This is a genomic window from Actinosynnema sp. NPDC020468 (genome assembly GCF_040642015.1).
Taxonomy (GTDB): Bacteria; Actinomycetota; Actinomycetes; order Mycobacteriales; family Pseudonocardiaceae; genus Actinosynnema.
Genome location: NZ_JBFAEO010000070.1, coordinates 15008 through 37249, shown reverse-complemented (window position 1 = coordinate 37249; position 22242 = coordinate 15008). Strand labels below are relative to the sequence as shown.

Annotated in this window: 15 protein-coding genes; 10 read left to right on the top strand and 5 right to left on the bottom strand. The window is 73.5% G+C overall.

What is annotated here, in order from left to right:
- Nucleotides 1–124 precede the first annotated feature (124 nt).
- Nucleotides 125–1432 (bottom strand): histidinol dehydrogenase, encoded by a 1308-nt coding sequence (gene hisD, locus AB0G50_RS33255; protein WP_360117068.1) that lies wholly within the window; start codon nt 1430–1432, stop codon nt 125–127.
- A gap of 157 nt (nt 1433–1589) precedes the next feature.
- Here hisD and AB0G50_RS33250 point away from each other — a divergent pair, with 157 nt between their 5' ends.
- Nucleotides 1590–2771: a glycoside hydrolase family 3 N-terminal domain-containing protein gene (locus AB0G50_RS33250; protein WP_360117065.1), complete on the top strand. Its 1182-nt coding sequence runs from the start codon at nt 1590–1592 to the stop codon at nt 2769–2771.
- A 7-nt stretch (nt 2772–2778) separates the two neighbouring features.
- Here the strand turns inward: AB0G50_RS33250 and AB0G50_RS33245 are convergent, their stop codons facing one another.
- A complete protein-coding gene (locus AB0G50_RS33245) occupies nt 2779–3366 on the bottom strand; it encodes a hypothetical protein (protein ID WP_360117062.1) in 588 nt (195 codons plus the stop codon).
- A gap of 494 nt (nt 3367–3860) precedes the next feature.
- Between AB0G50_RS33245 and AB0G50_RS33240 the strand changes: the two genes are divergently transcribed.
- From AB0G50_RS33240 to AB0G50_RS33220, 5 genes are read left to right on the top strand one after another with little or no spacing between them, the layout of a single operon-like run.
- Nucleotides 3861–5441, top strand: coding sequence for an Hsp70 family protein (locus tag AB0G50_RS33240; protein WP_360117059.1), 1581 nt, complete (start codon nt 3861–3863; stop codon nt 5439–5441).
- The gene (locus AB0G50_RS33235) at nt 5438–7966 is read left to right on the top strand and encodes a hypothetical protein (protein WP_360117056.1); all 2529 of its coding nucleotides are present in this window, start codon (nt 5438–5440) and stop codon (nt 7964–7966) included. The genes AB0G50_RS33240 and AB0G50_RS33235 overlap by 4 nt, the downstream gene beginning before the upstream one ends.
- Nucleotides 7966–9066: a hypothetical protein gene (locus tag AB0G50_RS33230; RefSeq protein ID WP_360117053.1), complete on the top strand. Its 1101-nt coding sequence runs from the start codon at nt 7966–7968 to the stop codon at nt 9064–9066. Before AB0G50_RS33235 ends, AB0G50_RS33230 begins: the two co-directional genes overlap by 1 nt.
- Nucleotides 9063–11318, top strand: coding sequence for a GTPase-associated protein 1-related protein (locus AB0G50_RS33225; protein ID WP_360117050.1), 2256 nt, complete (start codon nt 9063–9065; stop codon nt 11316–11318). Before AB0G50_RS33230 ends, AB0G50_RS33225 begins: the two co-directional genes overlap by 4 nt.
- 1 nt (nt 11319) lies before the next feature.
- Complete coding sequence (locus tag AB0G50_RS33220) at nt 11320–12930, top strand: hypothetical protein (protein WP_360117047.1); 1611 nt, start codon at nt 11320–11322, stop codon at nt 12928–12930.
- Between the two features lie 111 nt (nt 12931–13041).
- Here AB0G50_RS33220 and grpE read toward each other — a convergent pair whose 3' ends face one another.
- Nucleotides 13042–13527, bottom strand: a complete 486-nt coding sequence (gene grpE, locus AB0G50_RS33215) for a nucleotide exchange factor GrpE (protein ID WP_360117044.1) — start codon at nt 13525–13527, stop codon at nt 13042–13044.
- A 309-nt stretch (nt 13528–13836) separates the two neighbouring features.
- On the opposite strand from grpE, the gene AB0G50_RS33210 reads away from it, so the two are divergent.
- From AB0G50_RS33210 to AB0G50_RS33200, 3 genes are all read left to right on the top strand, one after another.
- The gene (locus tag AB0G50_RS33210; RefSeq protein ID WP_360117041.1) at nt 13837–14733 is read left to right on the top strand and encodes an XRE family transcriptional regulator; all 897 of its coding nucleotides are present in this window, start codon (nt 13837–13839) and stop codon (nt 14731–14733) included.
- A 211-nt stretch (nt 14734–14944) separates the two neighbouring features.
- Complete coding sequence (locus AB0G50_RS33205) at nt 14945–17032, top strand: hypothetical protein (RefSeq protein ID WP_360117038.1); 2088 nt, start codon at nt 14945–14947, stop codon at nt 17030–17032.
- Between the two features lie 142 nt (nt 17033–17174).
- A complete protein-coding gene (locus AB0G50_RS33200; RefSeq protein ID WP_360117036.1) occupies nt 17175–18674 on the top strand; it encodes an alpha/beta hydrolase in 1500 nt (499 codons plus the stop codon).
- 16 nt (nt 18675–18690) lie between these two features.
- Here AB0G50_RS33200 and AB0G50_RS33195 read toward each other — a convergent pair whose 3' ends face one another.
- Nucleotides 18691–19353 carry a response regulator transcription factor gene (locus tag AB0G50_RS33195; protein WP_360117033.1) on the bottom strand — a complete coding sequence of 221 codons (663 nt, stop codon included), beginning with the start codon at nt 19351–19353 and terminating at the stop codon, nt 18691–18693.
- A gap of 564 nt (nt 19354–19917) precedes the next feature.
- The gene (locus AB0G50_RS33190) at nt 19918–21051 is read right to left on the bottom strand and encodes a histidine kinase (protein ID WP_360117030.1); all 1134 of its coding nucleotides are present in this window, start codon (nt 21049–21051) and stop codon (nt 19918–19920) included.
- A gap of 289 nt (nt 21052–21340) precedes the next feature.
- Between AB0G50_RS33190 and AB0G50_RS33185 the strand changes: the two genes are divergently transcribed.
- Nucleotides 21341–22234: an endo alpha-1,4 polygalactosaminidase gene (locus AB0G50_RS33185; RefSeq protein WP_360117027.1), complete on the top strand. Its 894-nt coding sequence runs from the start codon at nt 21341–21343 to the stop codon at nt 22232–22234.
- Nucleotides 22235–22242: the final 8 nt, after the last annotated feature.

Sequence of the window (22242 nt, the reverse complement as noted above, 5' to 3'; positions counted from 1 at the left end):
CAACCTGCTCAACTGCGGCTACAAGGACCTCGGTGTCGCCTACACCACCGACACCAAGGGCCGCGCCTACTGGACCCAGAACTTCGGCACCCGCTGAATCACCGGATGTTCACCGATCCCCTGGTCACCGCAGTCCTGCGGCCCAGGGGATCGGTGCGTCGGCGTACTTGTGCGCGCGCACGTCGCCGGACCGCGCGTGACCCTCGAACAGCTCGACCCGGGCGGCCCGTCCGCACAGCTCGCCCAGCGCCGCGCTCGTCGCCCGGTTCGTCACCTCCTGGTAGGTCACCGTCTTGAGGTACTTGCCGACCCACAGCCCGCCGGTGTGGTTCGCGCCACCCCTGGTCGGCAGCGTGTGGTTGGTGCCGATGACCTTGTCGCCGTAGGACACGCAGGTGCCCTCGCCGAGGAACAGCGCGCCGTAGTTGCGCATCCTCTCCAGCGCCTCGCGCGGGTGCTCGGTCAGCACCTGCACGTGCTCGAACGCGTACTCGTCGGCCAGCGCGTACGCGGCGTCCAGGGTCGGCACCACGGTGACCCGGCCGTGGTCGCGCCACGCGGGCGCGGCGTAGTCCGCCGTCGGCAGGTCCACCAGCAGCCGTTCGACCAGGTCGATCACCGCGTGGCCGAGGTCGGCCGAGGTGGTGATCAGCACGGCGGGGGAGTCCGGTCCGTGCTCGGCCTGGCTGAGCAGGTCGACCGCGACCACGAACGGGTCCGCGTGCTCGTCGGCCACGATCAGGATCTCGGTCGGGCCGGCGAACAGGTCGATGCCCACCTCGCCGAACAGCTGCCGCTTCGCCTCCGCGACGTAGGCGTTGCCCGGGCCCGCCAACAGGTCGACCCGGCCCACGGTCTCGGTGCCGATCGCCATCGCCGCGACCGCCTGCGTGCCGCCGAGCAGCAGGATCTCGTCCGCGCCCGCGAGGTGCAGCGCGGCGACGGTGGCGGCCGGCACCTCGCCCCGGATCGGCGGCGTGCACGCGGTGACCCGCTCGACGCCCGCGACCTTCGCCGTCACCACGGTCATGTGCGCGGACGCCACCAGCGGGTACCGGCCGCCCGGTACGTAGGCGCCCGCCGACGCCACCGGGATGTTCTTCTGGCCGAGGAACACGCCGGGTTCGGTCTCGACCTCGAAGTCCCGCAACGAGTCCTTCTGGTGCCGGGCGAACACCCGCACCCGGTGCTGCACGGCCAGGATGTCCTCGACCACCCGCGTCGGCACGCCCGCGACGATCTCCTCGACCCGCTCCGGCGAGAGCCGGAAGCTCTCCGGCGACCAGTTGTCGAACTTCTCCGAGTACTCGCGCACCGCGCGGTCGCCCCGTTCGCGGACGTCGGCGATGACGCCCTCCACGGTGGCCCGCACGGCCGCCGCGCGGGCCGGGTCCTGCGCGGACGGCGAGGCCGACTTGAGGTGGACCGCCATGACTCCTCCAGGTGATGATTCGAACACCCACCGTCATCCGGTCGGGCGGGCTTGTCAACGGTGCGCCGGGCGGTCGACCACCGGGTTTGCGCGGGCTCGCCACGCGTTGCAGGATGGTTGCGATGCCGTGGGCCGTTCGTGACGAAACCCCGTGTCGATGAGCCGGGGTGACGGCACGTCGGCGACACTGGCGTCGATCGCGGTCGGCGCGGTGGTCGCGGCGCTGGTCACGGCGTTCACCGGCACCGCGGTGGTGCCGTCCCGGGCGCTGCCGGCACCGGCCTCACCGGCCGCGGCCAGGCCCACTTCCTCGTCCCCCGCACCGACTTCCACCACCTCGGTGGTCGCCGACGCCTGCGCCGGGCCCATCGCGGGGCTCACCCCGCGGGCCCGGTTGGCGCAGCTGGTCATGGTCGGCGTCGACCCGAGGGGTTCGCTCGACGCGCTGCGCGTGGTGCGCGGCGAGCAGGTGGGCGGGATCTTCATCGGCGGTGACGACGTGGGCCTGCTGTCGGGCAACGCGCTGGCCGCCGTGCACGAGGCGTCGACGCTGCCGCTGACCGTGGCCGTGGACGACGAGGGCGGTCGGGTGCAGCGGGTGGACGAGCTGGACGGCGACCTGCCCAGCGCCCGCGCCCTGGCCGCGCGGCTCTCGCCCGACGAGGTCCGCGACACGGCGCGCAAGCGCGGCGCGGCGCTGCGGGCGCGCGGCGTGACCATGGACCTCGCCCCGGTGGTCGACACCAGCGACCAGCCCGACCGGACCGTCATCGGCGACCGCTCGTTCAGCGCGGACCCGGCCGTCACCGTCGACTACGCGCGCGCGTTCGCCGCCGGGTTGCGCGACGCCGGGGTGGACGCGGTGCTCAAGCACTTCCCCGGGCACGGCAACACCACCGGCGACTCGCACCTCGGCGAGGTCCGGTCACCCGCGCTGGACGCGTTGCGGGCCAAGGACCTCGTGCCCTACCGGAGCCTGCCCTCGTTCGGCGCGGTGTCGGTGATGGTGGGCCACATCGACGTGCCGGGCCTGACCGACGGGCAGCCCGCGAGCCTGAGCCCGGCCGCGTACGCGCTGCTGCGCGACGAGTTCGGCTTCGACGGCCCGGCCATGACCGACGACCTCGGCGCGATGCGCGCGGTGACCGACCGGGTCGACCTGCCCGACGCGGTCACCCGGGCGCTGGCCTCCGGCGCGGACGTGGCGCTGTGGTCCTCCGGCGGCCGGGTCGGCGAGGTCCTCGACCGCCTGGAGCGGGCGACGGGTTCCGGAGAGCTGCCCGCCACCCGGGTCGACCAGGCGCTGCGCCGGGTGCTGCGCGCCAAGCACGTCTGCTGAGACCGGCCTACCGGCCCTGGAGCGCGTCCAGCGCCACGGCCTGCGCGATCACCACGCGGCGGTCGAGGTTCGGGTCCGCGATCCGCACCAGGTAGTGGTCGCGCAGCCAGGTCTTCTTGTCCACGGTGAACACCGCGACGCCGTCGCGGACGAAGTCGAAGTGGTAGCGGAACGGGAACGGGACGCTGTCGACCAGCGGCAGGAAGTCCCAGATCCGGCGCAGCACCGCGACGCCCTGGCTGCGCTCGCGCCCGGTCACCGGACCGACCGGGGTGTCCACGTGCCAGGTCGAGTTGGTCAGCGACGCGCCGAAGTCCTTGCGGAAGAACCCGATCGGCGTACCGGTGTGGTCCACGACGTCGTACCCGCTGCCCAGGTCGATCACCTTGCGCGCCTTGAACCCGGCGAGCACGGTCGCCTTGTCGGCGCCGGTGTACACCGTCACCTGCTCCTTGAACGTCATCCGCTTCTGCTCCACGAACGCGACCAGCGCGCCGGGCTCGCCGTGGCCGTCGTCGGCGAACACCTCGTAGCGGTTGACCATCAGGGTGACCTTCTGGTGGACGTGGAGCGTGTCGAGCTGGTGCAGGTTCACGTGTTCCCCCTGGATTCGAGTCCGCGAAGTTTCCCACGGCCACCGGGAGTGACAGCCGGGTGCTCCGACCCGCCGCGTCCCGATCACCGTCCGGGATCGCGAGTGCGCTTCCGCGAATTCCTCCGCAGAATTGCGGATTGTCTGTCGGGCATTCGTGAACATGGTGAATGCGCGACCCGCCGCTGTGGTAAAACTTCGGCAGCGGCAGTGGTGGTCCGACCACGCCGGTGAATCCGCGACGAATCCTCTCCTCGGTCCCGACCGGTGAATTGCGTTCGTCGCACGGAACCTGGAGCACGGTCGGTGGAGCGGGCTGTCGGCGGGTTCGGCCGCACCACCGCGGCACTTGCCCCCGTGGTGGTCGACGCGCCTCCCGACGCCGCCCGCCGGTCGGCGCCGGCTCGCCGCCCGCGGCCGTCCGGTCCTCTGTGGACGGTGCGCGGCCCCCTCGACGCCCCCGACCGCGAACCACCCGACCCGAAGGGCACCACCCCATGACCCGTCGTCCCGTTCTCGGCATCGACCTGGGAACCACCTACTCCTGCGTCGCCTCACTGGACGAGAACAACCGGGTGTCGGTGCTGCCCAACCAGGAGGGCGACCTCACCACGCCGTCCGTGGTGTTCTTCGAGCACAGCGGGAACGCCACGGTCGGCCGGTTCGCGAAGAACGAGCTGCGCAACGAGCCCGGCCGGGTGATCTCGCTGATCAAGCGGCACATGGGCGAAGAGGGCTACACGGCGGACGTGGACGACCGCGAGCTGTACCCGCAGCAGGTCTCCGCGATCATCCTGCGCCAGGTGGTCGAGGACGCGCTCACCGTGCTGGGCGCCGAGGTGCCCGAGACCGGTCCGCTCGCCGACGTCGTGATCACCGTGCCCGCGTACTTCGGCGCGGCGGAGCGGCAGGCCACCCGGGACGCGGGGGAGATGGCGGGCCTGGAGGTCGTGAACATCATCAACGAGCCGACCGCCGCGGCGATCGCGTACGGGCTCGTCTCGGCCTCCGCGCAGGAGCGCTCGGTGCTGGTGTACGACCTCGGCGGCGGCACGTTCGACGTCACGGTCATCAAGGTGTCGGCGAACGAGATCCGGGTGGTGGCCACCGGCGGCGACCACCGGCTGGGCGGCGCGGACTGGGACGCCCGGATCGTGGAGCTGGTGTGCGACAAGTTCTCCGCGCAGCACCCCGGTTCGGACCCGCGCACCGACCTCGACGCGGCGGGCTCGATCGAGCTGCTGGCCGAGGAGGCGAAGAAGGCGCTGAGCCGGCGGGACGGCTACACCACCACGGTGATCGCGAACGGCGAGCGGGCCAAGATCGAGATCACCCGGCGGGAGTACGAGGAGGCGACGGCCGACCTGGTCGGGCGCACCGTCGACTTCACCCGGGACGTGCTGGGCAACGCGCGGGCCAAGGGCGTCGGGCAGGTGGACGAGTTCCTGCTCGTCGGCGGCATGTCGCACTCGCCCGCGGTGAAGGAGCAGCTGGCGCGCGAGTTCCCCGACCTGCCGACGCCGCAGCTCGCCGACCCGGACCAGATCGTGGCCAAGGGCGCGGCGCTGTTCGCGGCGAACAGCGTCGCGGAGAGCGACGGCGAGTCGAGCCCGGCGGGCCGCGGCCTGCCCGGTGGCGCGGACCTGCCGAGGATCGTCGACGTCACGTCGAAGGGGTACGGCATCGCGGTCGTGCGCGATCGGGGCAAGCACGACAGCGACCTGGTCGTGGCGTGGTTGATCAAGCCGAACGACGAGATCCCGGCCCGTCCGCACGACACCTTCCGCACCGTGCACGACCGGCAGCGGGAGGTGGAGATCTCGGTCTACGAGTCGACCACCGACGTGCTCAGCGTCGAACTCGAGGACAACCTCAAGCTGGTCGAGGGCCTGCTGACGAACCTGCCCCCGGGTCCCGCCGGCCAGCCGCTGGAGGTCGCGTTCAACCTGGAGGCCGACGGCATCCTGCACATCACCGCGGTCGCCGCCAACGGCGAGCGGATCGCGCTGGAGGCGAAGATCAGCGGCCTGGTGCCGGAGGAGGTCAAGCGGGCACCGCTGCCGGTCCTCCAGCGGTGACCGGGCGGGAGTTCGACGCGAACCGGTTCGTGGACGAGGTGCTCAAGCCGGTGCAGGACGGCTGGCGCCCCGACGAGGACCTCTTCCGGGTGTACCTGCTGCCGCTCGACGTGAGCGACCGGAGCGTGGTCGAGGCCGCGCTGGCCGACGTCGCCCGGGAGTTCGGCAAGCAGCGGTACCGGGGTTTCCGCCGGGCGACCGAGATTCTGCGCGGCCGGCACGACGCGGCGGCCGAGACGTTGCTCGACGGCGCCCGCCGCGCCGCGCACCGGGAGCAGGTCGACCGGCGGCGGCGGGGGTTGGCGGTCGCGGTGCGGTCGCGGATGGCCGGTGCGCCGGGGTTGCCGCCGAGCGAGGTGACCGCGCAGGCGCACGCGCTGAAAGTGCCGCGCGGCGCGATCCTCTCGGCCCTGGAGGCGAACGACGGCGCCGAGCGCGAGCCGGTGGAGCTGCCCCGAACCGCCGAACCCGGGCAGTGGGCCGAGGCGCGGGGCGTGCTGGCGCTGCTCCGGCACGACTCGCTCTGGGACTACCTGTCCGGCCTGGGCGACCTGGGTGCGGACCTCGTGGCCCGGCGGGAGAAGCTGCGCGTGTCGCGGTCCTCGGACAGCGCCGCGGAGACCACCCTGCTCCGGCTCGTGCAGGGGTGGCGGGAGCGGGCCGAGCTGGTCGACGTGCTGCGGCACGAGGTCGTCGGCCACCTGCTCGACCGGGCGGCCTACGGCTACCCCGAGGCGGTCGAGGCCGCCCGCGCGGCCGCGGATCGGTTGCGCTCCTTGAGGATCGACACCGAACCCGATGACCTGGCCTACGCGGCGTGGTGCGCCCGCCGGTTCACCGCGCCGGTCGCGGAGCCCGGGTGGCAGGAGCACTACCAGCGGGCCGTGCGCGACCTGCGGCTGCGGACCGCGCTGACCGTCCTCGACCAGCAACCCGCGCTGCCCGAGGAGTGGGCGACCCGGCGCGACGAGCTGGAGCAGCGGCTCGCCGCGCTGGACGAGGACCTGAGCCGGTGCCGCGAGCTGGAGCGGACCGACGTCGAAGCCGCCGCGGCCGGGTACCACCGGGTGCGCGAGGTGCTGGCGGACGACCGGGTCGACGCCGGGCTGGAGCGGTGCCGCCCGCCCGAGCCGCCCTCCGCGACGGCCGAGGTGCGCGCCGGTCGGGTCGTCGTGACCTGGGAGCCGAGCGGCGCGACCGCCGGCCGCGTCGCGTACCGGGTCCGCCGCGACGACACGGCGCTGGGCGAGGACGTCACCGGCGGCGAGCTGGTCGACCCGGACCCGCCGAACGGGATTCCCCTGGTGTACCGGGTGTTCACGCTGCGGGACGGCAACCCGTCGGCCCGCGCCGCGCACGCCGCGCCGGTCACGGTCCTCGGCGACGTGCTCGACCTGGACGTGCGCGGCGACTTCGACGCGGTGTCGGGTCGGTGGCGGCTGCCGGAGGGCGCCGTCGGCGCGCTGGTCACCCGGGGCGGAAGTCCCGTGCCCGCAACGCATTCGGCCACCTTCGTCGACCGCGACGTCCGGCCCGGCGAGAGTCACGAGTACCGCGTCCGGGCCCGCTACCGGCTGCCCGACGGCACGGCCGCGGCGAGCGAGGGCCTGGTGCGGACCGCGAGCCGGCAGGAGGTGCCCGACGCGGTGGTCGACCTGGTCGCCGAGGTCGACCGGGACGAGCTGGTCGCCCGGTGGACCGCGCCGCCGCGCGGCGACGTCGAGGTGCTGGAGCTGCGCGCCGGCGACGACCCACCCGAGCCCGGAGTGGTGTCGGTGCGCGAGGCCCGTCGGCTCGGCGCGCCGGTGACGGCCGGGACACGCACCGGCCCGGGGTCGTTGCGCGGCCGGCTGGCCACACCCGGCCGGCGCGCGGTCGTCGTCCCCGTCACGGTGCTGGGCGAACTCGCCGCGATCGGCACGCCGGTCGTGGTGGACGCCGGGCAGGCGCCGGTGACCGCGCTGCGGCTGGACCGGCTCGGCGCGACCGTGCGGCTGAGCTGGGAGTGGCCCGCGGGCGCGACGGCGGCCCGCGTGGTGTGGCGCGCGGCGACCCGACCCGTCGGCCCGACCGACCCGGAGGCGGCCTGCCTCGACGTCACGAAGGTCGCCTACGACAGCCGCGGGGTGTCGATCCCGGTGCCCGAGGGCGAGCACTGGTTCGGCGTGTGCACCGCGCGGACCGTCGACGGCGTGCCCGGCTACGGCCCGCTCGCGCTGCGCCGGGAGTCGACCACCCGCACCGCGCGGTACTCGGTGAAGCGGGTCGGCGTGCTGCGCCGCCGGTGGGTGCTCACGGTCGCGGACGCCGCGCCGGCGGAACTCGTGCTGGTGGCCAGGTCCGGCGTGCGGCCGATCGACGCCGACGACGGCGAGGTGCTGCTCCGGCTCGAAGGCGCGGCCGACGGCGGGTTCGAGGTGCCCGGGCACCTGCGCCGACCGGTGTACCTGCGGGCGTTCTCCCGCGACGACCGGGTCGTCCTCGTGCCGCTGCGACCCGACGACCTGATCGTGCGAGGAGCGTGATGGCGACCACCAAGTGCCCCTACTGCTGGGCGGTCCACCGCACCGCCGACCTCCAGCGCAACTGCGGGGAACGCTGCCAGGACAAGGCGACCCGGTTCCACGAGCGGGAGTTGAGGAAGGGCCGGTGCCCGCACGGCAACCTCCCGCAGGCCCGCCGGGTGTGCCCCGGCTGCGGCCGGGACCTGTTGCGCGAGTACGTCGACAGCGGCGGGCGCAACATCGCGGTGATCGGGTCGTCGGACTCCGGCAAGAGCACGTGGGTCGGCGTGCTGGTGCACGAACTCCAGCGCGGCGCGGTCAGCACGCGGTTCACCGGCATGTCGCTCGCCCTGCTGGGCGAGGAGTCGCGGACCCGCTACGCGCGCGATTTCGCCACCCCGCTGTTCGAGCAGGGCCGCCCGGTCAACCAGACGCCGTCGGCGCTGCGGTCCACCCCGGAACCGCTGCTGTTCAGCCTCCGGTTCCCCCGACAGCGGTGGTTGCGCTCGGCGGACGTCGCGCCGGTGGTGACGGTCTTCTACGACACGGCGGGCGAGGACGTGGCCCGCGCGCAGGCGATGGACCAGCTCATCGACTACCTCGACGCCGCCGAGGGGATCATCCTGCTGCTCGACCCGGTGCAGATGCCCCGGGTGCGCGACGAGATCGGCGCGACCGGGAAAACCGGCTTCACCAACCAGCTCGACGTGGTGGACCGGCTGGGCGAGCTGCTGCGCGAACGCGGTGGCGGTCGCGCGGGCCGCCTGCTGCGCACCCCGCTCGCGATCGCGCTCACCAAGATCGACCTGCTGCGGGACCTGTTCGGCGCGGAGTCGCCGCTGCGCCAACCGTCCCGGCACGACGGCGTCTACGACGAGCCCGACGGCCGCGACGTCCACGAGGAGGTCCGGAGCTGGCTCGACCGCTGGTACGACCCGGCGTTCGACCGCACGATCGCCAACTCGTTCGAGACCTACCGCTACTTCGGGATGTCCGCGCTCGGCGCGTCGCCCGTCAGCGGCACCCGGCTCTCACCCGCCGGCGTGCACCCCTACCGCCTGGAGGAGCCCATGTTGTGGTTGCTGGCCCGGTTCGGGGCGATCAGGACGAGGGGCAAATGATGGTCCGGCAGCTGCACTACACCTCGTGCGAGAACGGCCTGGAGGGCATCCAGGGCTTCCAGGTCAGCGCGATGACACCGGGCATCCCGCGCCCGCTGGTCGACCTCGCGGTCCGCGCCAGCGCCTACGAGCCCGGCCCCGGTCTGGTGGACCGGCTGGACGACGACGACCTCGGCGGCTTCCCGGTCGCGTTCGGCTTCGCGCCGTCCGGCCGGGCGGGCGCGCTGTTCGCGAGCCGGTACGCGGGCGCGGACTTCACCGGTCGGATGGGCAACTACTTCGCGCACGCGCTGGTGTTCGAGGACGTCGGGCGCGAACTGGGCGACGTGCTGCCGATCGACCTGTGGGGCAGCCGGGTCTGGGCACGGGCCGGTGCCGGCGGCACCGCGCTGCCCGAGCTGACCTCGGTCGCGCCCGGTGGCGAGACGGACCTGCCGAGCACCCGGCGACTGCTGGGCCGTCCGGGCGCGATCGCCGTGCTGGACCGCGTGCTCGGCACGACGCACCGCCTGCTGCTCGCCGGCCGCGGTCGGCTGGTGCTGGTGGTGCCGGACGACCGGACCGGCGCGCGCTGGCTCGCCGCCACCTGCCGTTCGCTGCCGCACCCGCTGGGTCTGGACGTCTCGTTCACCACGTACACCTCGCGGCCCGAGGAGTCGAGTGCGCTCGTCAGCTGCACGACGCCCGACGTGCGACTGCCGACCTACGGCGACTTCACCGTGATCGACCTGACCGCGGACCGGCCGACGGCCGAGGGCACCCGGTACTCCTCGGCGCTGGGCGGGTTGTGGGACCGCGACGCGGTGCCCGAGGCGCTGGCCCTCGCGGCCCGGGCCGACCCGCCGCTGGCCGCGGCGGACCTCGACACGTTCGCCGTGCTGGCCGAGAAGGTGTTCGACCTGCCGGTCACCGCGCCCGCCGGCGACGCGCTGCTGCTGGCCGCCGTGCGACTGGCCGTGGACCGGATCCGCGAACGGCTGCCCGACCACGCCTGGGACCGGATCGCGGACGAGGTGCAGGACACCGGTGGTCCGACCGACGCCGTCGGGTGGGCGGCGGTCCTGCGCGCGGCGTCGGGCCAGGGGCAGCCCGTGCCGTCGAAGCTCCTGGGCGCCTACTACGTCGCGGCGCTGGGTGTCCGGGAACGGTTGTGGCTGCCGGTGTTGGCGCCGATCGACCTCGAGGACGTCGCGGAGAACGTGGTGCTGCCCGCGCTGGTCGACGCGACCACGCCGACGCTGCCGGAGCGCCTCGCCGAGCGGCCCGACCTGCTCGACGCGCTCGTGCAGGCGCTGGACCGCCGGCTGTTCGACCAGCGGGAGGCCGCGCGGCTGGCGGCGGCGCTGACCGCGGCCGCGGCGAGGGTGTTGGCGGGCCGGGGCGACGGGCGGATCAGGCTGCTCACCGACGTGGCGCTGGCCAGGCACGGCGAGGTCGACAAGGTGCGGGTGATGGCCGACGGCACCCGCCGCCACGAGGTGGACTGGCCGCGGTTCGGCCCGGTGCTGTGGCCGGAGGACCCGTCGACCGACGAGTCGCTCCGGCTGCTCCGCGACGTGCCGGTTCAGGTGCTCGAGGACAGCGGCGTCGGCGCGCGGATCGTGGCGCGGGCGCTGGACCACGCGAGCCGGGACGAGTCGGGTCGCGCGGAGGGCGGACTGGTCGAGGCGCTGCTGCGGTCGCCGTTCGCGGCCCGGCTGCGGCCGGCGGACCGGGCGGGGTTGAAGGCGGTCGAGAGCATCGCGTACTTCCGCGGCGCCACACCGGGTCCGCGCAGCGAGCGGGTCGTGCTGGCGAACCTGGCGGCCGCGGCGTCGGTGCGCACCGAGGTGGGTGACCGGCTGCTCGCCGCGGTCGCGTCGTTCGTGCTGCGCGCGGACGCCAAGGTACACCGGGACCTGCTCGACCGGGCGCTCGCCGACCACGGGTCGGTGTTCCTGCCCGCCTACCGGGAGGCGGCGCTGGTGAGTCTCGCCGCGGCCTCGCCGCACCACGTCGCCGGGGTGGTCGTCGCGTGGCGCGGCGTGGCGGGCACGGCGACCAGGACCGAACTCGTGGACGGGACGCTCGCCGCCGCGCTCCGCAAGCGCCGGGGCAGGCACCTGGACCGGATCGGCGAGTCGCTCCAGCCGATGGCGGACGTGCTCGGGGTGTCCGCGCCCCGGCCGAACTGGGCGAAGTGGTGGCAGGACTGGCGGGTGCGCCACGAGCGCCGCGGCCTGCTGTCGCTGTTCCGCCGCGGGAAGGCGTGACGTGCACCCCGTCGTCGCGCTGCTCCTGCTCCTGCTGCTGTGCTCGGTCGGTCCGTACGTCCTGGGCCTCGCGATCGCCGGCGGCGCGGTGGTGGCGTTCGGCCTCGGCGTGGCCGAGTACGTGACCGCCTCGTTCGCGGGTTTCGCGCCGCGGGGCGCGATCGACCACCTGGGCGTCGAGCCGCCCGAGCCGTCCGAGGACGGGCCGGACCCGGCGTACCGCAGCTACTATGCGGGTCCGGTGCTGCTGGACTACCGGCGGGTGCTCGTCCAGACCTTCGCGCGGGTGTGGTCCAGGGTCGTCCGGGTCACCCGCGCCGACTCGGCGGAGCCGCCCTCGCTGGTGGACCGGGTGTGGGAGTGGCGGGAGTTCACCTCGGTGCCCGCGCTGCTGTCCGTGCCGAGCGCCGTCGCGGCGAGCTTCGGCCTGCTGCTGGGAGCGGCGGGCGCGGTGGGGTTCGTGACGTTCACGTCCCTGGTGTTCCTCGTGCTGCTGCTGGCACTCGTGGGCGGCGCGCTGCTCACCGCGGGCGGCGGGCGACTGCTGGAGTTCGGCGTGCTGCTCGTGCGCGGCATCACGCTGGAGTGCCCGTCGTGCCACGAGCGGGTGACCCGGCCGATCTACCGGTGCCCCGCCCCGGGGTGCGGTGTCGCGCACCGGAACCTGGTGCCGGGCCTCGCGGGCGTGCTGCACCGGACGTGCCGGTGCCGGCACCGGTTGCCGACGCTGTTGGCGCTGGGCAAGAACAGGTTGGACGCCCAGTGCGGCTCGTGCCGGACCGCGCTGCCGGCGAAGGGCCTCTCCGCGCCGACCACGCACATCACCGTCGTCGCGGGTCCCAAGGCGGGCAAGTCGGTCTTCATGCACAGCGCGGTGTCCCGGTTGAAGCTGCGCGACGAGGGTTTCGAGTTCGCCGACCCGCGCGCGGAGGAGTCGTTCGAGCGCAACACCAGCCTGGGCGTGCACCTCGACCCCAGCCGCGCGTTGAAGACCGCGACCGTGAAACCCCGCGCCTACACGGTGTTCGTCGGCCGGGTCGGCAGCCGGGCCCGGCGGTTGCTCTACCTCTACGACCCCGCGGGCGAGCACGTGGAGAGCGTCGACCACCTGGCGGACGCGCAGTTCCTGGCGTTCACCAAGGGCGTCGTGTTCATCGTGGACCCGTTCTCGCTGCGCCAGGTGCGCTCGGACACCGACCGCGCCGTGCTGAGCCGGGTGAGCGCGTCGAACACCGCGCCGAAGTCGGTGCTGGACCGGTTCGTGGAGGCACTGGTCGAACGCGGGTTCTCCCGGCGGGGCAACCGGATCGACGTGCCGGTGGCGCTGGTGCTGACCAAGTGCGACGGGCTGCTCGACCCGTCCGGACCGAGCCACCCGTACGCGGGGTTGGGCTCCTCGGCGCGCGAGGTGCGCGACCGGGCGGTGCGCGACTGGCTGGCCGAGGTCGGTCAGCGGGACGTGGTGTCCGCGCTGGACAACAGCTTCGGCGCGGTGTCCTGCTTCGCGGTCAGCTACCAGGACGCCGTGTCGGTCGGCGGTGCCGGCGCGGTCGTCAACGACGACCCGGCGGCGCCGGTGCTGTGGCTGCTCGACCGGAAGGAGGCGGGATGACCGACGAGGTGCCGGCCGCGGTCGTCACCGGCCGGGTGGTGTCGATGGCGTTGCTGGGCACGGCGATGGTCGTCACGCTGCTGGTCGCGCTCTGGGTGCTGGCGTGACGGCTCACGACGCCCGCGGGGCGGCCCGGAAGACCACGACCTGGGCGAACCGGACGACCTTCGACCCGACCCGGTACCCGGGGCGGCGCACCTCGGCGATCCGGCCGTCGAGCTCGGGGTCCTCGACCGGGCGGGTGCCGACCGCCTGCTGCTCGTGGCGGTCGAACGCGGCGCCGACCTCCGCGTGGAACTCGTCGACGCCCTGGCGCTCCAGGACGAGCACGACGTCCTCCACGACCTCGTCGCACAGCCGGGCGAACGCGCCGTCCGCCTCGCCCTCGAGGGTGGTGCGCCTGGCCCGCCAGTCGTCGGCGAGCTTGACCAGGTCGCGCAGCGCCGGCTGGAGGACCCGCTGCGCCTCGGCGTTGCGCAACCGCTCGTTCTCCGCGTGCAGCCGGTCGACCACCTCGTTGAGGAACTTGCTCTGCGCGTGCAGTCCGGCGAGTTCGCCGTTGATTCCCGCCAGGATTTCTTCGACGTTTTCCGACACCGCGCGAACATAGCCGACAGGAATGTCGGCGGGCAAGCGGCCGGCGCTTTTCGGAAAGGGGTGCACCCCGGTGGTGGCACCCCATTCCGGTATTTGCCCCGAATTGTTCGGCGACGCGTCGATCCGGTGGTGACCTCCTTGCGGCGCAACGGTTCGCGGTGCCCGCGACGTGGTCGTCCGGTCACCTCCCCGGTGGTCCGGTACCGCCTTAACAGTGGAACCTGGACAGCGGGTCGACGGCCGCTGATAGTGGTGGTTTCTCGTGGCCGCCCACCGCGTGCGGCCGTCCTGTGGTCGGGAGGCGCGGAGATGGCCGGTTCGGGTCGGGGGCTCGGTGGGGTGGAGTTGGCCCGGGTCGTCCGGTCCGGGTCGTTCGCCGAGGTGCTGGACGCGGCGATCTCGGCGTGCGGGTTGACGCTGGACCGGGTGCGGTTCCACCTGGGCGAGCGCGGGGTGGACGTCAGCGCGGCGACGTTGAGCTACTGGCGGCACGGCAAGCGGCGGCCCGAGCGGCAGGAGTCGTTGCGGGCGGTGCAGGCGCTGGAGGCGCTGCTGGGGTTGCCGGCGGCCACGTTGATCACGCTGCTCGGCCCGCCGCGGCCCCGGGGTCGCTGGTCGAGGCGGCCGGAGTGGGGCGCGGCCGGGTTGTTGAGCCAGTTCGCCGACCCGGACGAGGGCGAGTACGGGCTGGTGTCGGCGCACGACGTGTTCACCGTGGCCGAGGACCGGTCGGACCGGGGCGTGCGGTCGCGGATCGTGCTGCGCGGCGAGCACGGCCGGGTGACGCGGTGCCTGGTCAAGTACCGGGCCGACGACCCGGCGTACCCGCCGGCGCTCACCGACGTGCGGTTCTGCCGGCCCGGCCGGGTGCTCACCGACGAGGCCACCGGGCTCATCGTCGCCGAACTGCTGCTCGACCGGCCGCTGGCCGTGGGCGGACACGCGGTGGTCGAGTACGACATGGTGTCCACGCCCGGTCCGCCGGTCGAGACCTACTACCGCCAGTTCGTGGACCCGGTCGCGGAGTACAGCCAGCAGGTCCAGTTCCTGGGCGCGCCGCCGGCGCGCTGCCACAGCTTCCGCAAGGCCGACCTGACCGGGACCGAGCACCGGGTGGACCGGTTGGACGTCGGTCCGTCCCGGTCGAGCTGCCTCGTCGGGTTCAACGTGTCACCGGGTGTGGTCGGCACCCGCTGGAGCTGGTGATCGGGGTCACCCCCAGTTCTTCACAGTTTGGCGGGCCTGATGCCGATTGTGACCAAGCTGAACCCCGTTCGGAGCAGGGCCGGTTTCACAGTCTATGACGGTGCGTATCTAAAACGGTCCGCGATATTGCCCTAGGTCACCAATGGTGGTCATTCTTTCGGGCGTCACCCTGTAGTGACGACAGTGCGTTCGCCCGAAAGGCACCCTGCCCATGCGTTCCAGATTCGGTTTGTCCCTGGTGGTCGCGGCGGTCACGTCCGCCTCCACCCTGTTGATCCCGGCCCAGGCGGTGGCCGCGCCGAACGCGGCGTGCACCTTCACGCCGCCGTCGGCGGGCAGGACGGAGGCGCGACCCAGTTGCGTCGCCGCCGACGTGTCGTTGGACCGGCTGCCCGCCGTGGGCGAGTCGGCGACGGTCACCGTCGCCATCCGGTCCCAGGTCGCGCTCGACCAGGCCGCCCTCGCGGTCCGGCTGCCCGACAACCTCAAGCTCGACGCCCGGTCGAGCGGCCTGTCCGCGACCCGGGTGGTGGGTCTCTCCCAGGTCGCCGACCAGAAGTTCGCGTTGTCCACCAAGGGCCGCACGCTGACCTTCGGCGTCACCGCGGTGGCACCCGGACCGGTCAACATCGAGGCGGACGTGACCGACCAGGCCGCACCCGCGGCCGACCGGTCCGCGCACGCCTCGGCCACGCTGACCGTCGGCGACCGCGCCGGCACGTCCCGCCAGGGCGTCAGCGGCACCGAGAGCACCGCCGTCACCCGCTCCACCCCGGCCGGGTTCGCCGCCACGGCCGCCGCCGGCCAGGTGTGCGGCAAGGGCTCGCTGACCTACTCCGACGCCGCGGGCGCCTGGAAGCCGGGTCGCAACGCCAAGGTCCAGCTCGTCGGCAGGACGACGTCCTCGGCCGCGGCCGCGGTCTACGCCACGGGCCTGTCCTCGGCCACCGACGGCTCGTACTCGCTGTGCTTCACCTCGCCGGTCACCACGATGTACCAGGTGTGGACCGTCTTCACCGCGGACTCGAACCTGTGGCGGGTCACCGACAACAACGGCTCCGCCGCCTACACGGTCGCCACCGCGGCCAAGACCAACGTCGTCGGCGGCACCACGCTCGACTTCGGCGCGTCCGCCCCCACCAGCACGTACACGCGGGCGTGGCACGTGTTCGACACGCTCACCAAGCTGTGGGCCGCGCACGGCACCAGCGCCTGCTGGACCGCGCGGGAGTCCTCGAACTGCACCCGGATCACCCTGCACTGGCAGCCGGGCAGCACCGACGGCACGTACTTCCAGAACGGCGTGCCGGTCGGTCAGCGCTACATCGCCCTCACCGACGCGGACCCCGACTCCGAGCACACCGTGCTGCACGAGTCCGGCCACGCGCTGATGGACCTGCTCTACGCCGGCTGGTGGCCGGAGAGCGACTGCCCGAGCCCGCACTACGTGCACCTGAAGTCCGGCGCGAGCTGCGCCTGGACCGAGGGCTTCGCCAACGCGGTCGCCGGCTACGTCATGGGCGACGGCAAGTACAAGTGGTCCAACGGCGCGTCGATCGACCTGATGTCGACCACCCCGTTCGACAGCACCAAGGCCGCCTCCGTCACCAACATGGAGAACGGCGAGACGGTCGAGGGCCGCGTCGCCGGCGCGATCATCGACCTGTGGCGCAAGGTCGACAACGGCCCGCTGACCACGTTCGCGGACATGATCTCCTACCCCTCCACCACGTTCAAGGAGTGGTTCACGATCGACCGGCCCGCCGGCGGTCTGGACGTGTCCGGCACGACGCGCGACCTCGTCTACACGCACACCATCGACTACCGCACCGGTGGCACGCCGACCGGCATCGTCACCAACGGCGGGTTCGAGAACGGCACCACCGGCTGGACGGTGACCGGCGGCTCGGTGGGCAACTGGACGACCCGCGCGGCGCAGGCGGGCAGCTGGTACGCGTGGCTCGGCGGCAACGGCTCGGCGAACACCGACACCGTGTCGCAGAAGATCACCATCCCGTCGACGGCGAAGACCGCGACCCTGGGCTACTACCTGCGGGTGATCACCTGGGAGTCCGGCACCACCGCGTACGACACGCTCAAGGTCCAGGTGGTCGACGGCACCACCACCAGCACGCTCAAGACCTGGAGCAACGCGGACGCGAGCAGCGCCTACGGCTACAAGACCCTCGACCTGAGCGCGTACAAGGGCAAGACGGTCACGCTCCTGTTCACCAGCGTCGAGGACAGCAACCTGGAGACGGACTTCCTGGTCGACACGATCGCCGTCACGACCACCTGACCCCGGGTCTCCAGCGGTACGACGGGGGCCCCGACACCCGTCGTGCGCCGGACGCGAAGGTCGGCACACCGGCCCTAGCGTCCTTCCCAGCCCGCCCGGTCGACCCGACCGGGCGGGTTCGGACGTCGAGGGGACTTCGAACATGACGACGAGACTGGGGGCGGTGGCACTCGCGGTGCTGCTGCTGGGTTCCACCCCGGGGACGGGTGTCGCGAGTGGACAGCCCGCCTGGCACGACTGCGTGACTGGGCCGGACGACGAGGTCGGCGCGCAACTGGCGGCGGTGGGCGCGCGGTGCGCGGAGATCACCGTGCCGCTGGACTACCGCCGACCCGACGGGCGGACGGTCACCCTCGCGATCGCCCGACGTGCGGCGACCGATCGGGCGCACCGGCTCGGCACCCTGCTGGTGAACACCGGCGGGCCGGGACCGTCGCGGGACGGTGTCTTCCTGGTGGCACAGGGGATTCCGCCCATCGCGCACGGGGCGCCCGAGGTCGCCGCGCGGTACGACCTGGTGGGCGTGGACCCCCGGTTCTTCGGCCTGAGCGCTCCGCTGGAGTGCGGCTGGCCGACGAACCTGGCGCTGCGCAACGCCCAGTACGCGAGCCCGGACCGGGCCTCGTTCGAGCGCAGCGCGGCGGACGCCCGTGACCTCGCCTCGCGGTGCGCCGACAAGGCGGACGTGCTGCCGCACGCGTCGACCCGCAACATCGCGCGCGACCTGGACCGGGTGCGGGCGGCGCTGGGTGAGCGGAAGGTGTCCTACCTCGGCTGGTCCTACGGCACCTACCTGGGCGCGGTGTACACGCAGCTGTTCCCGACCCGGCTGGACCGGGTGGTGCTGGACAGCGCGATCGCGCCGGACGCCTACGGTCCGGCGGCGTTCCGGGAGACCGCGCCGGCCGACGCCGCCGCGCTCGCGGACTGGGCCCGGTGGGCGGCCGCGCGGGACGCGACCTACCGGCTGGGCGCGACGACCGGCGCGGTGCTGGCCGCGGTGGGCTCACTCGACCGCGGCGCGCCGTTCACCGTGGGGACGCACCGGATCGAGCGGGCGATGGTCGCGGGTCTGCTGCTCACCGTGGACGACACGGACGCCTCCTACGCGGAGTTCGCCGCGCAGGTGCGGGTGCTGGTCGACGCGGCGCGCGGGCAGGTCGTGACGCCGACGCCGGCGTTGGCGGCGAAGCTCGCGCTGTACGAGAAGCCGGAGGTGACGCCCGAGTTCGGGTTCAGCGCGACGACGGCGAACCAGTGCGCGGACCGGGCCGCGTCCCGCGACCCGGAGACCTACTACCGCGACATCCGCGACCACCTGGCCGCCGAGCCGCTGTACGGGCCGCTGGCGCGCGACATCACCCCGTGCGCGTTCTGGCCGACGTCGCCGGTCGAGCCGCCGACCGCGATCACGACCGGGCACCCGGCGCTGATCGTGGGCGCGAGCGGTGACCCGTCGACGCCGTACCCGGGGCAGCGCGCGCTGCGCCGGGCGATGGGCGGGTCGCGGATGATCACCCTGGACCGGGCGTACCGGCACGGCGTGTACCTCTTCGACGGCGCGGCGTGCGTCGACGGGGCGGTCGACCGGTACCTGCTGACGGGCGTGCTGCCGCCGGCCGACGTGACCTGCTCGCGCTGACGTGGCGGCCCGGCGATCACCGGTCGCCGGGCCGCACCAGCCCCGACTCGTACGCGGCGACGACCGCCTGCACCCGGTCCCGCACGCCGAGCTTGGCCAGCACGTGGCTGACGTGGGTCTTCACCGTGCCCTCGGCGACCGAGAGGAAGGCGGCCACCTCGGCGTTGGACCACCCGCGCGCCACCGCCACCAGCACCTCCCGCTCCCGCCCGGTCAACGCCGCGACCAGGCCCGCGGCCACCGGGTCCAGCGGGGGAGCGAGCTGGTCCAGCAGCCGCCGGGTGGTCGACGCCGCGAGCACCGCGTCACCGGCGTGCACCCGGCGGATCGCCGACAGCACGTCCTCGGGCGGCGCGTCCTTGAGCAGGAACCCGCTGGCACCGGCCCGCACCGCCGCCAACGCGCTCTCGTCCAGGTCGTAGGTGGTGAGCACGAGCACCTTGGGCGGCGCGGGCAACCCGACCACCCGCGAGGTCGCCTCGATCCCGTCGAGCACGGGCATGCGCACGTCCATCACCACCACGTCCGGCCGCAACCGCCGCGCCTCCCGCACCCCGACCAGCCCGTCACCCGCCTCGCCGACGACGGTCAGGTCGTCCTGCGAGTCCACGACCATCCGCAGCCCGGCGCGGATCAGGGCCTGGTCCTCCACCAGCAGCACCCGCACGGCGGCACTCATGACTTCCTCCTCGTGGTGCGACCGGACCACACCCGGCCGCGGTCTGGGACAGGCCCGCTCGGGCTTCGGGTTTCCGGACGGGTGCCGGCCGGTCGCGTGGTCCGGCACGCCCAGGGACCGGGGGCGCCGGTGCGCGAGTCGGTGGTGTCGGGGCGTCTCGTGGGGCGCGAAGTACCGCCCGGCCGCGCAGGTCCCGGTCGGGCCGGGGGCGCCGTGTGGCCACACGGGCCTGTCGGTACTCGCTTGGATGCCTGGGCGTGTCGTGCGTTGTGTGGTCTGCACGCAGGTCCCGGTCGGAGTGTCGTGTGGCCACATGGGTCCGCCGGTGCCCGCTTGGGTGCCCGGACGTGTCGCCGGCTGTGTGGTCTGGACGCGGGTCCCGGTCGGGCAGGGTGCCGTGTGGCCACACGGGTCTGTGGGCGCCTGCTCGGGTGCCCGGGTGTGTCGCGGGTTGAGTGGTCTGAACGCGGGTCCCGGTCGGGGTGCCGTGTGGCCACACGGAGCCGTTGTGGGTGTGCGAAGCCGCGCGTTGTCCCGTCGGTGCCCTCGTCGCCGTCGGCCCCGTCACGACGGCACCGGGATGCGGGCGTGGAGGGTTCGGCCGCCGTCCGGGCGGCGGTGCAGGACGACCGTGCCGCCGTAGGCTCCCGCGCGTTCCCGCATGCCGCGCAACCCGTGGCCGCCCGACGGGGTGTCCGGGGCGTCGCCGTCGTCGGCCACCTCGACCTCGATCCACTCCGGACCCCAGCGCAGCGTCACCTCCGCGCGGGCGCCGGGCGCGTGCTTGAGCACGTTCGTCAATCCCTCCTGGACGATCCGGTACGCCACCAGCTCGAGACCCGGCTCCACCGGGCCGGTCGGCGGCACGAGGGTCAAGGCCACGTCGAGGCCTCCCGCGCGCACCCGCTCGACCAGCGCCGGCACGTCCTCGACACGCGCCTTCGGCTCGTCCCGCAGCACGCCCAGCACCCGCCGCGTCTCGACCAGCGCCTGCCGGGCGTGTTCGGCGATCGTGGTCAGCGCGGCGGTCCGGGCCTCGGGCGAGCGCGAGTACCGGCCGCCGTCGGCCTGGGCGATCAGCACGGCCAGCGTGTGCGCGACCACGTCGTGCATCTCGCGCGCGATCCGGGTCCGTTCGGCCAGCACCGCCAGCCGGTCCCGCTGCTCGCGCTCCACCTCCAGCAGCCGGGCGCGTTCCGCGAGCACCGCCACCTGCGCCCGCCGCACCCGCGTCACCACGCCGAACGCCCACGACGCCACCACCGCGCTGCCCAGGAACGCACCCGTGAGCACGTGCGCCGACACCGGCGCGGGCAGTTGCGGCCAACTGAGACCGCCCAGTGCGGCCCCGGTCAGGCCGAGCGCGAGCGCGACCCGGGCCGACCACGGCGGTCCGCACGCGGCGGTCGCGTGCACCACCAGCAGCACCGCGAGGTCGGCGGGCAGCGCGCCGAGCGTGTCCCGGGTCGTCCACCACTGCGCGAGCGCGACCGCGAACACGACGGCCGCGCACGCCGTCGGCCACGTGCGGCGGGCCGCGAGCGGCAGCAGGAGTGCCAGCGACAGCACGTAGTACGCCGCGTTGCCGTGCACGAGCAGTCCCAGGAGGACGGCGCAACAGGACAGTCCGAACGCGACGGCCGCGTCCACCGCGGGTTCCCGCGCACGCAGCCAGGGCACCACGCGGTCACCGAGCACGCCGTCAACCTAGGGGCCGACGAGGTCGTCGCGCGTCACCTCGCAGACCGACCCGCACCCGGCCGGCCTACGTCCGGGGGACTAGGCCGAACGGGCTCCCGGACGCCGCCGAAAATCACCGGCCGATACCGGCGCGGCTTTACCGGAAAAGTCGGAACGTCCGGTTCCGCGGACTCCGCAGACTATTATTCCCTGTCACCCGACCTATTTTCGGCACGGTTCGGGTGGGCGCACGGACTCCGCTCAATGGCTCATTGATCGGCTATCCCCGGTCAGTAGTGTGGAAGGTGTGGCCGACCGCCGTTTCCGAGTGCTGCTCGCCGTTTTCCTGCTGACTCTGGTATCCGCCGCGCCCGGCTGCGCACCGACCGCGCCGGCGGCCGGGTTCGTTTACCAGTTGCAGGGTTACCGGGACGGCCGGTTGGACGCGTTGGCGGCCGCGCCCTTTCGGTCCGCGGTGATCGACCTGGCCCGCGACGGCGCGGATTCCTACTTCACCGCGGCCGAGATCGCCCGGCTCGAAGAGTCCGGCAAGATCGTGCTCGGGTACTTCGAGATCGGCTCGGTCGAGTCGTTCCGACCCGATTTCCCGGCGATCCGCGACGACCCGGCGGGCCTGCTGCTCAACGAGTGGCCGGAGTGGCCGGGTGAGCGGTTCGTCCGGTACTGGGACCCCCGCTGGTGGGAACTGGGGGTGAAACCGCGGGTGGACCGGGCGCTCGCGGCCGGGTTCGACGGCGTCTACCTGGACACACCGCTTGCCTACGAGCAGATCGACCCGGGCCTGGTGCCCGGCGTCGACCGGGACGAGCTCGGTCGGCGGATGATCGACCTGGTCGTCCGGATCAGCGCCTACGCCAAGGCGGCGCGGCCCGGCTTCCGGGTCTACCCGCAGAATTCGCCCGAGTTGGCGGCGGATTCCGGCTACCTCGCCGCGATCGACGGCATCGGGGTGGAGGAGTTGTTCTTCCAGGCGACCGACCGGCGGTGCGAGCAGGAGTACTGCGCGCCGAACCTGGCGGCCACCAGGGAAGTGCGGAAGGCCGGCAAGACCGTGTTGGCGGTCGACTACGCCCAGGCGCCGGAGAACGTCGCCGAAGCCTGCCGGCGATACCGCGAAGAAGGGTTCGAGGGATATGTCGCGGCGCGCCCGCTTGATCGGATCGGCGCGCCGTGCCGGTGATCGGGAAA

Bases quoted from the DNA above. Each gene is read 5' to 3' on its own strand.
- AB0G50_RS33230 (WP_360117053.1), top strand. From the start codon at position 7,966: ATGGCGACCACCAAGTGCCCCTACTGCTGGGCGGTCCACCGCACCGCC.
- hisD (WP_360117068.1), bottom strand. From the start codon at position 1,432: ATGGCGGTCCACCTCAAGTCGGCCTCGCCGTCCGCGCAGGACCCGGCC.
- AB0G50_RS33195 (WP_360117033.1), bottom strand. From the start codon at position 19,353: ATGAGTGCCGCCGTGCGGGTGCTGCTGGTGGAGGACCAGGCCCTGATC.
- AB0G50_RS33210 (WP_360117041.1), top strand. From the start codon at position 13,837: ATGGCCGGTTCGGGTCGGGGGCTCGGTGGGGTGGAGTTGGCCCGGGTC.
- AB0G50_RS33205 (WP_360117038.1), top strand. From the start codon at position 14,945: ATGCGTTCCAGATTCGGTTTGTCCCTGGTGGTCGCGGCGGTCACGTCC.
- AB0G50_RS33200 (WP_360117036.1), top strand. From the start codon at position 17,175: ATGACGACGAGACTGGGGGCGGTGGCACTCGCGGTGCTGCTGCTGGGT.
- AB0G50_RS33240 (WP_360117059.1), top strand. From the start codon at position 3,861: ATGACCCGTCGTCCCGTTCTCGGCATCGACCTGGGAACCACCTACTCC.
- AB0G50_RS33225 (WP_360117050.1), top strand. From the start codon at position 9,063: ATGATGGTCCGGCAGCTGCACTACACCTCGTGCGAGAACGGCCTGGAG.
- AB0G50_RS33250 (WP_360117065.1), top strand. From the start codon at position 1,590: ATGAGCCGGGGTGACGGCACGTCGGCGACACTGGCGTCGATCGCGGTC.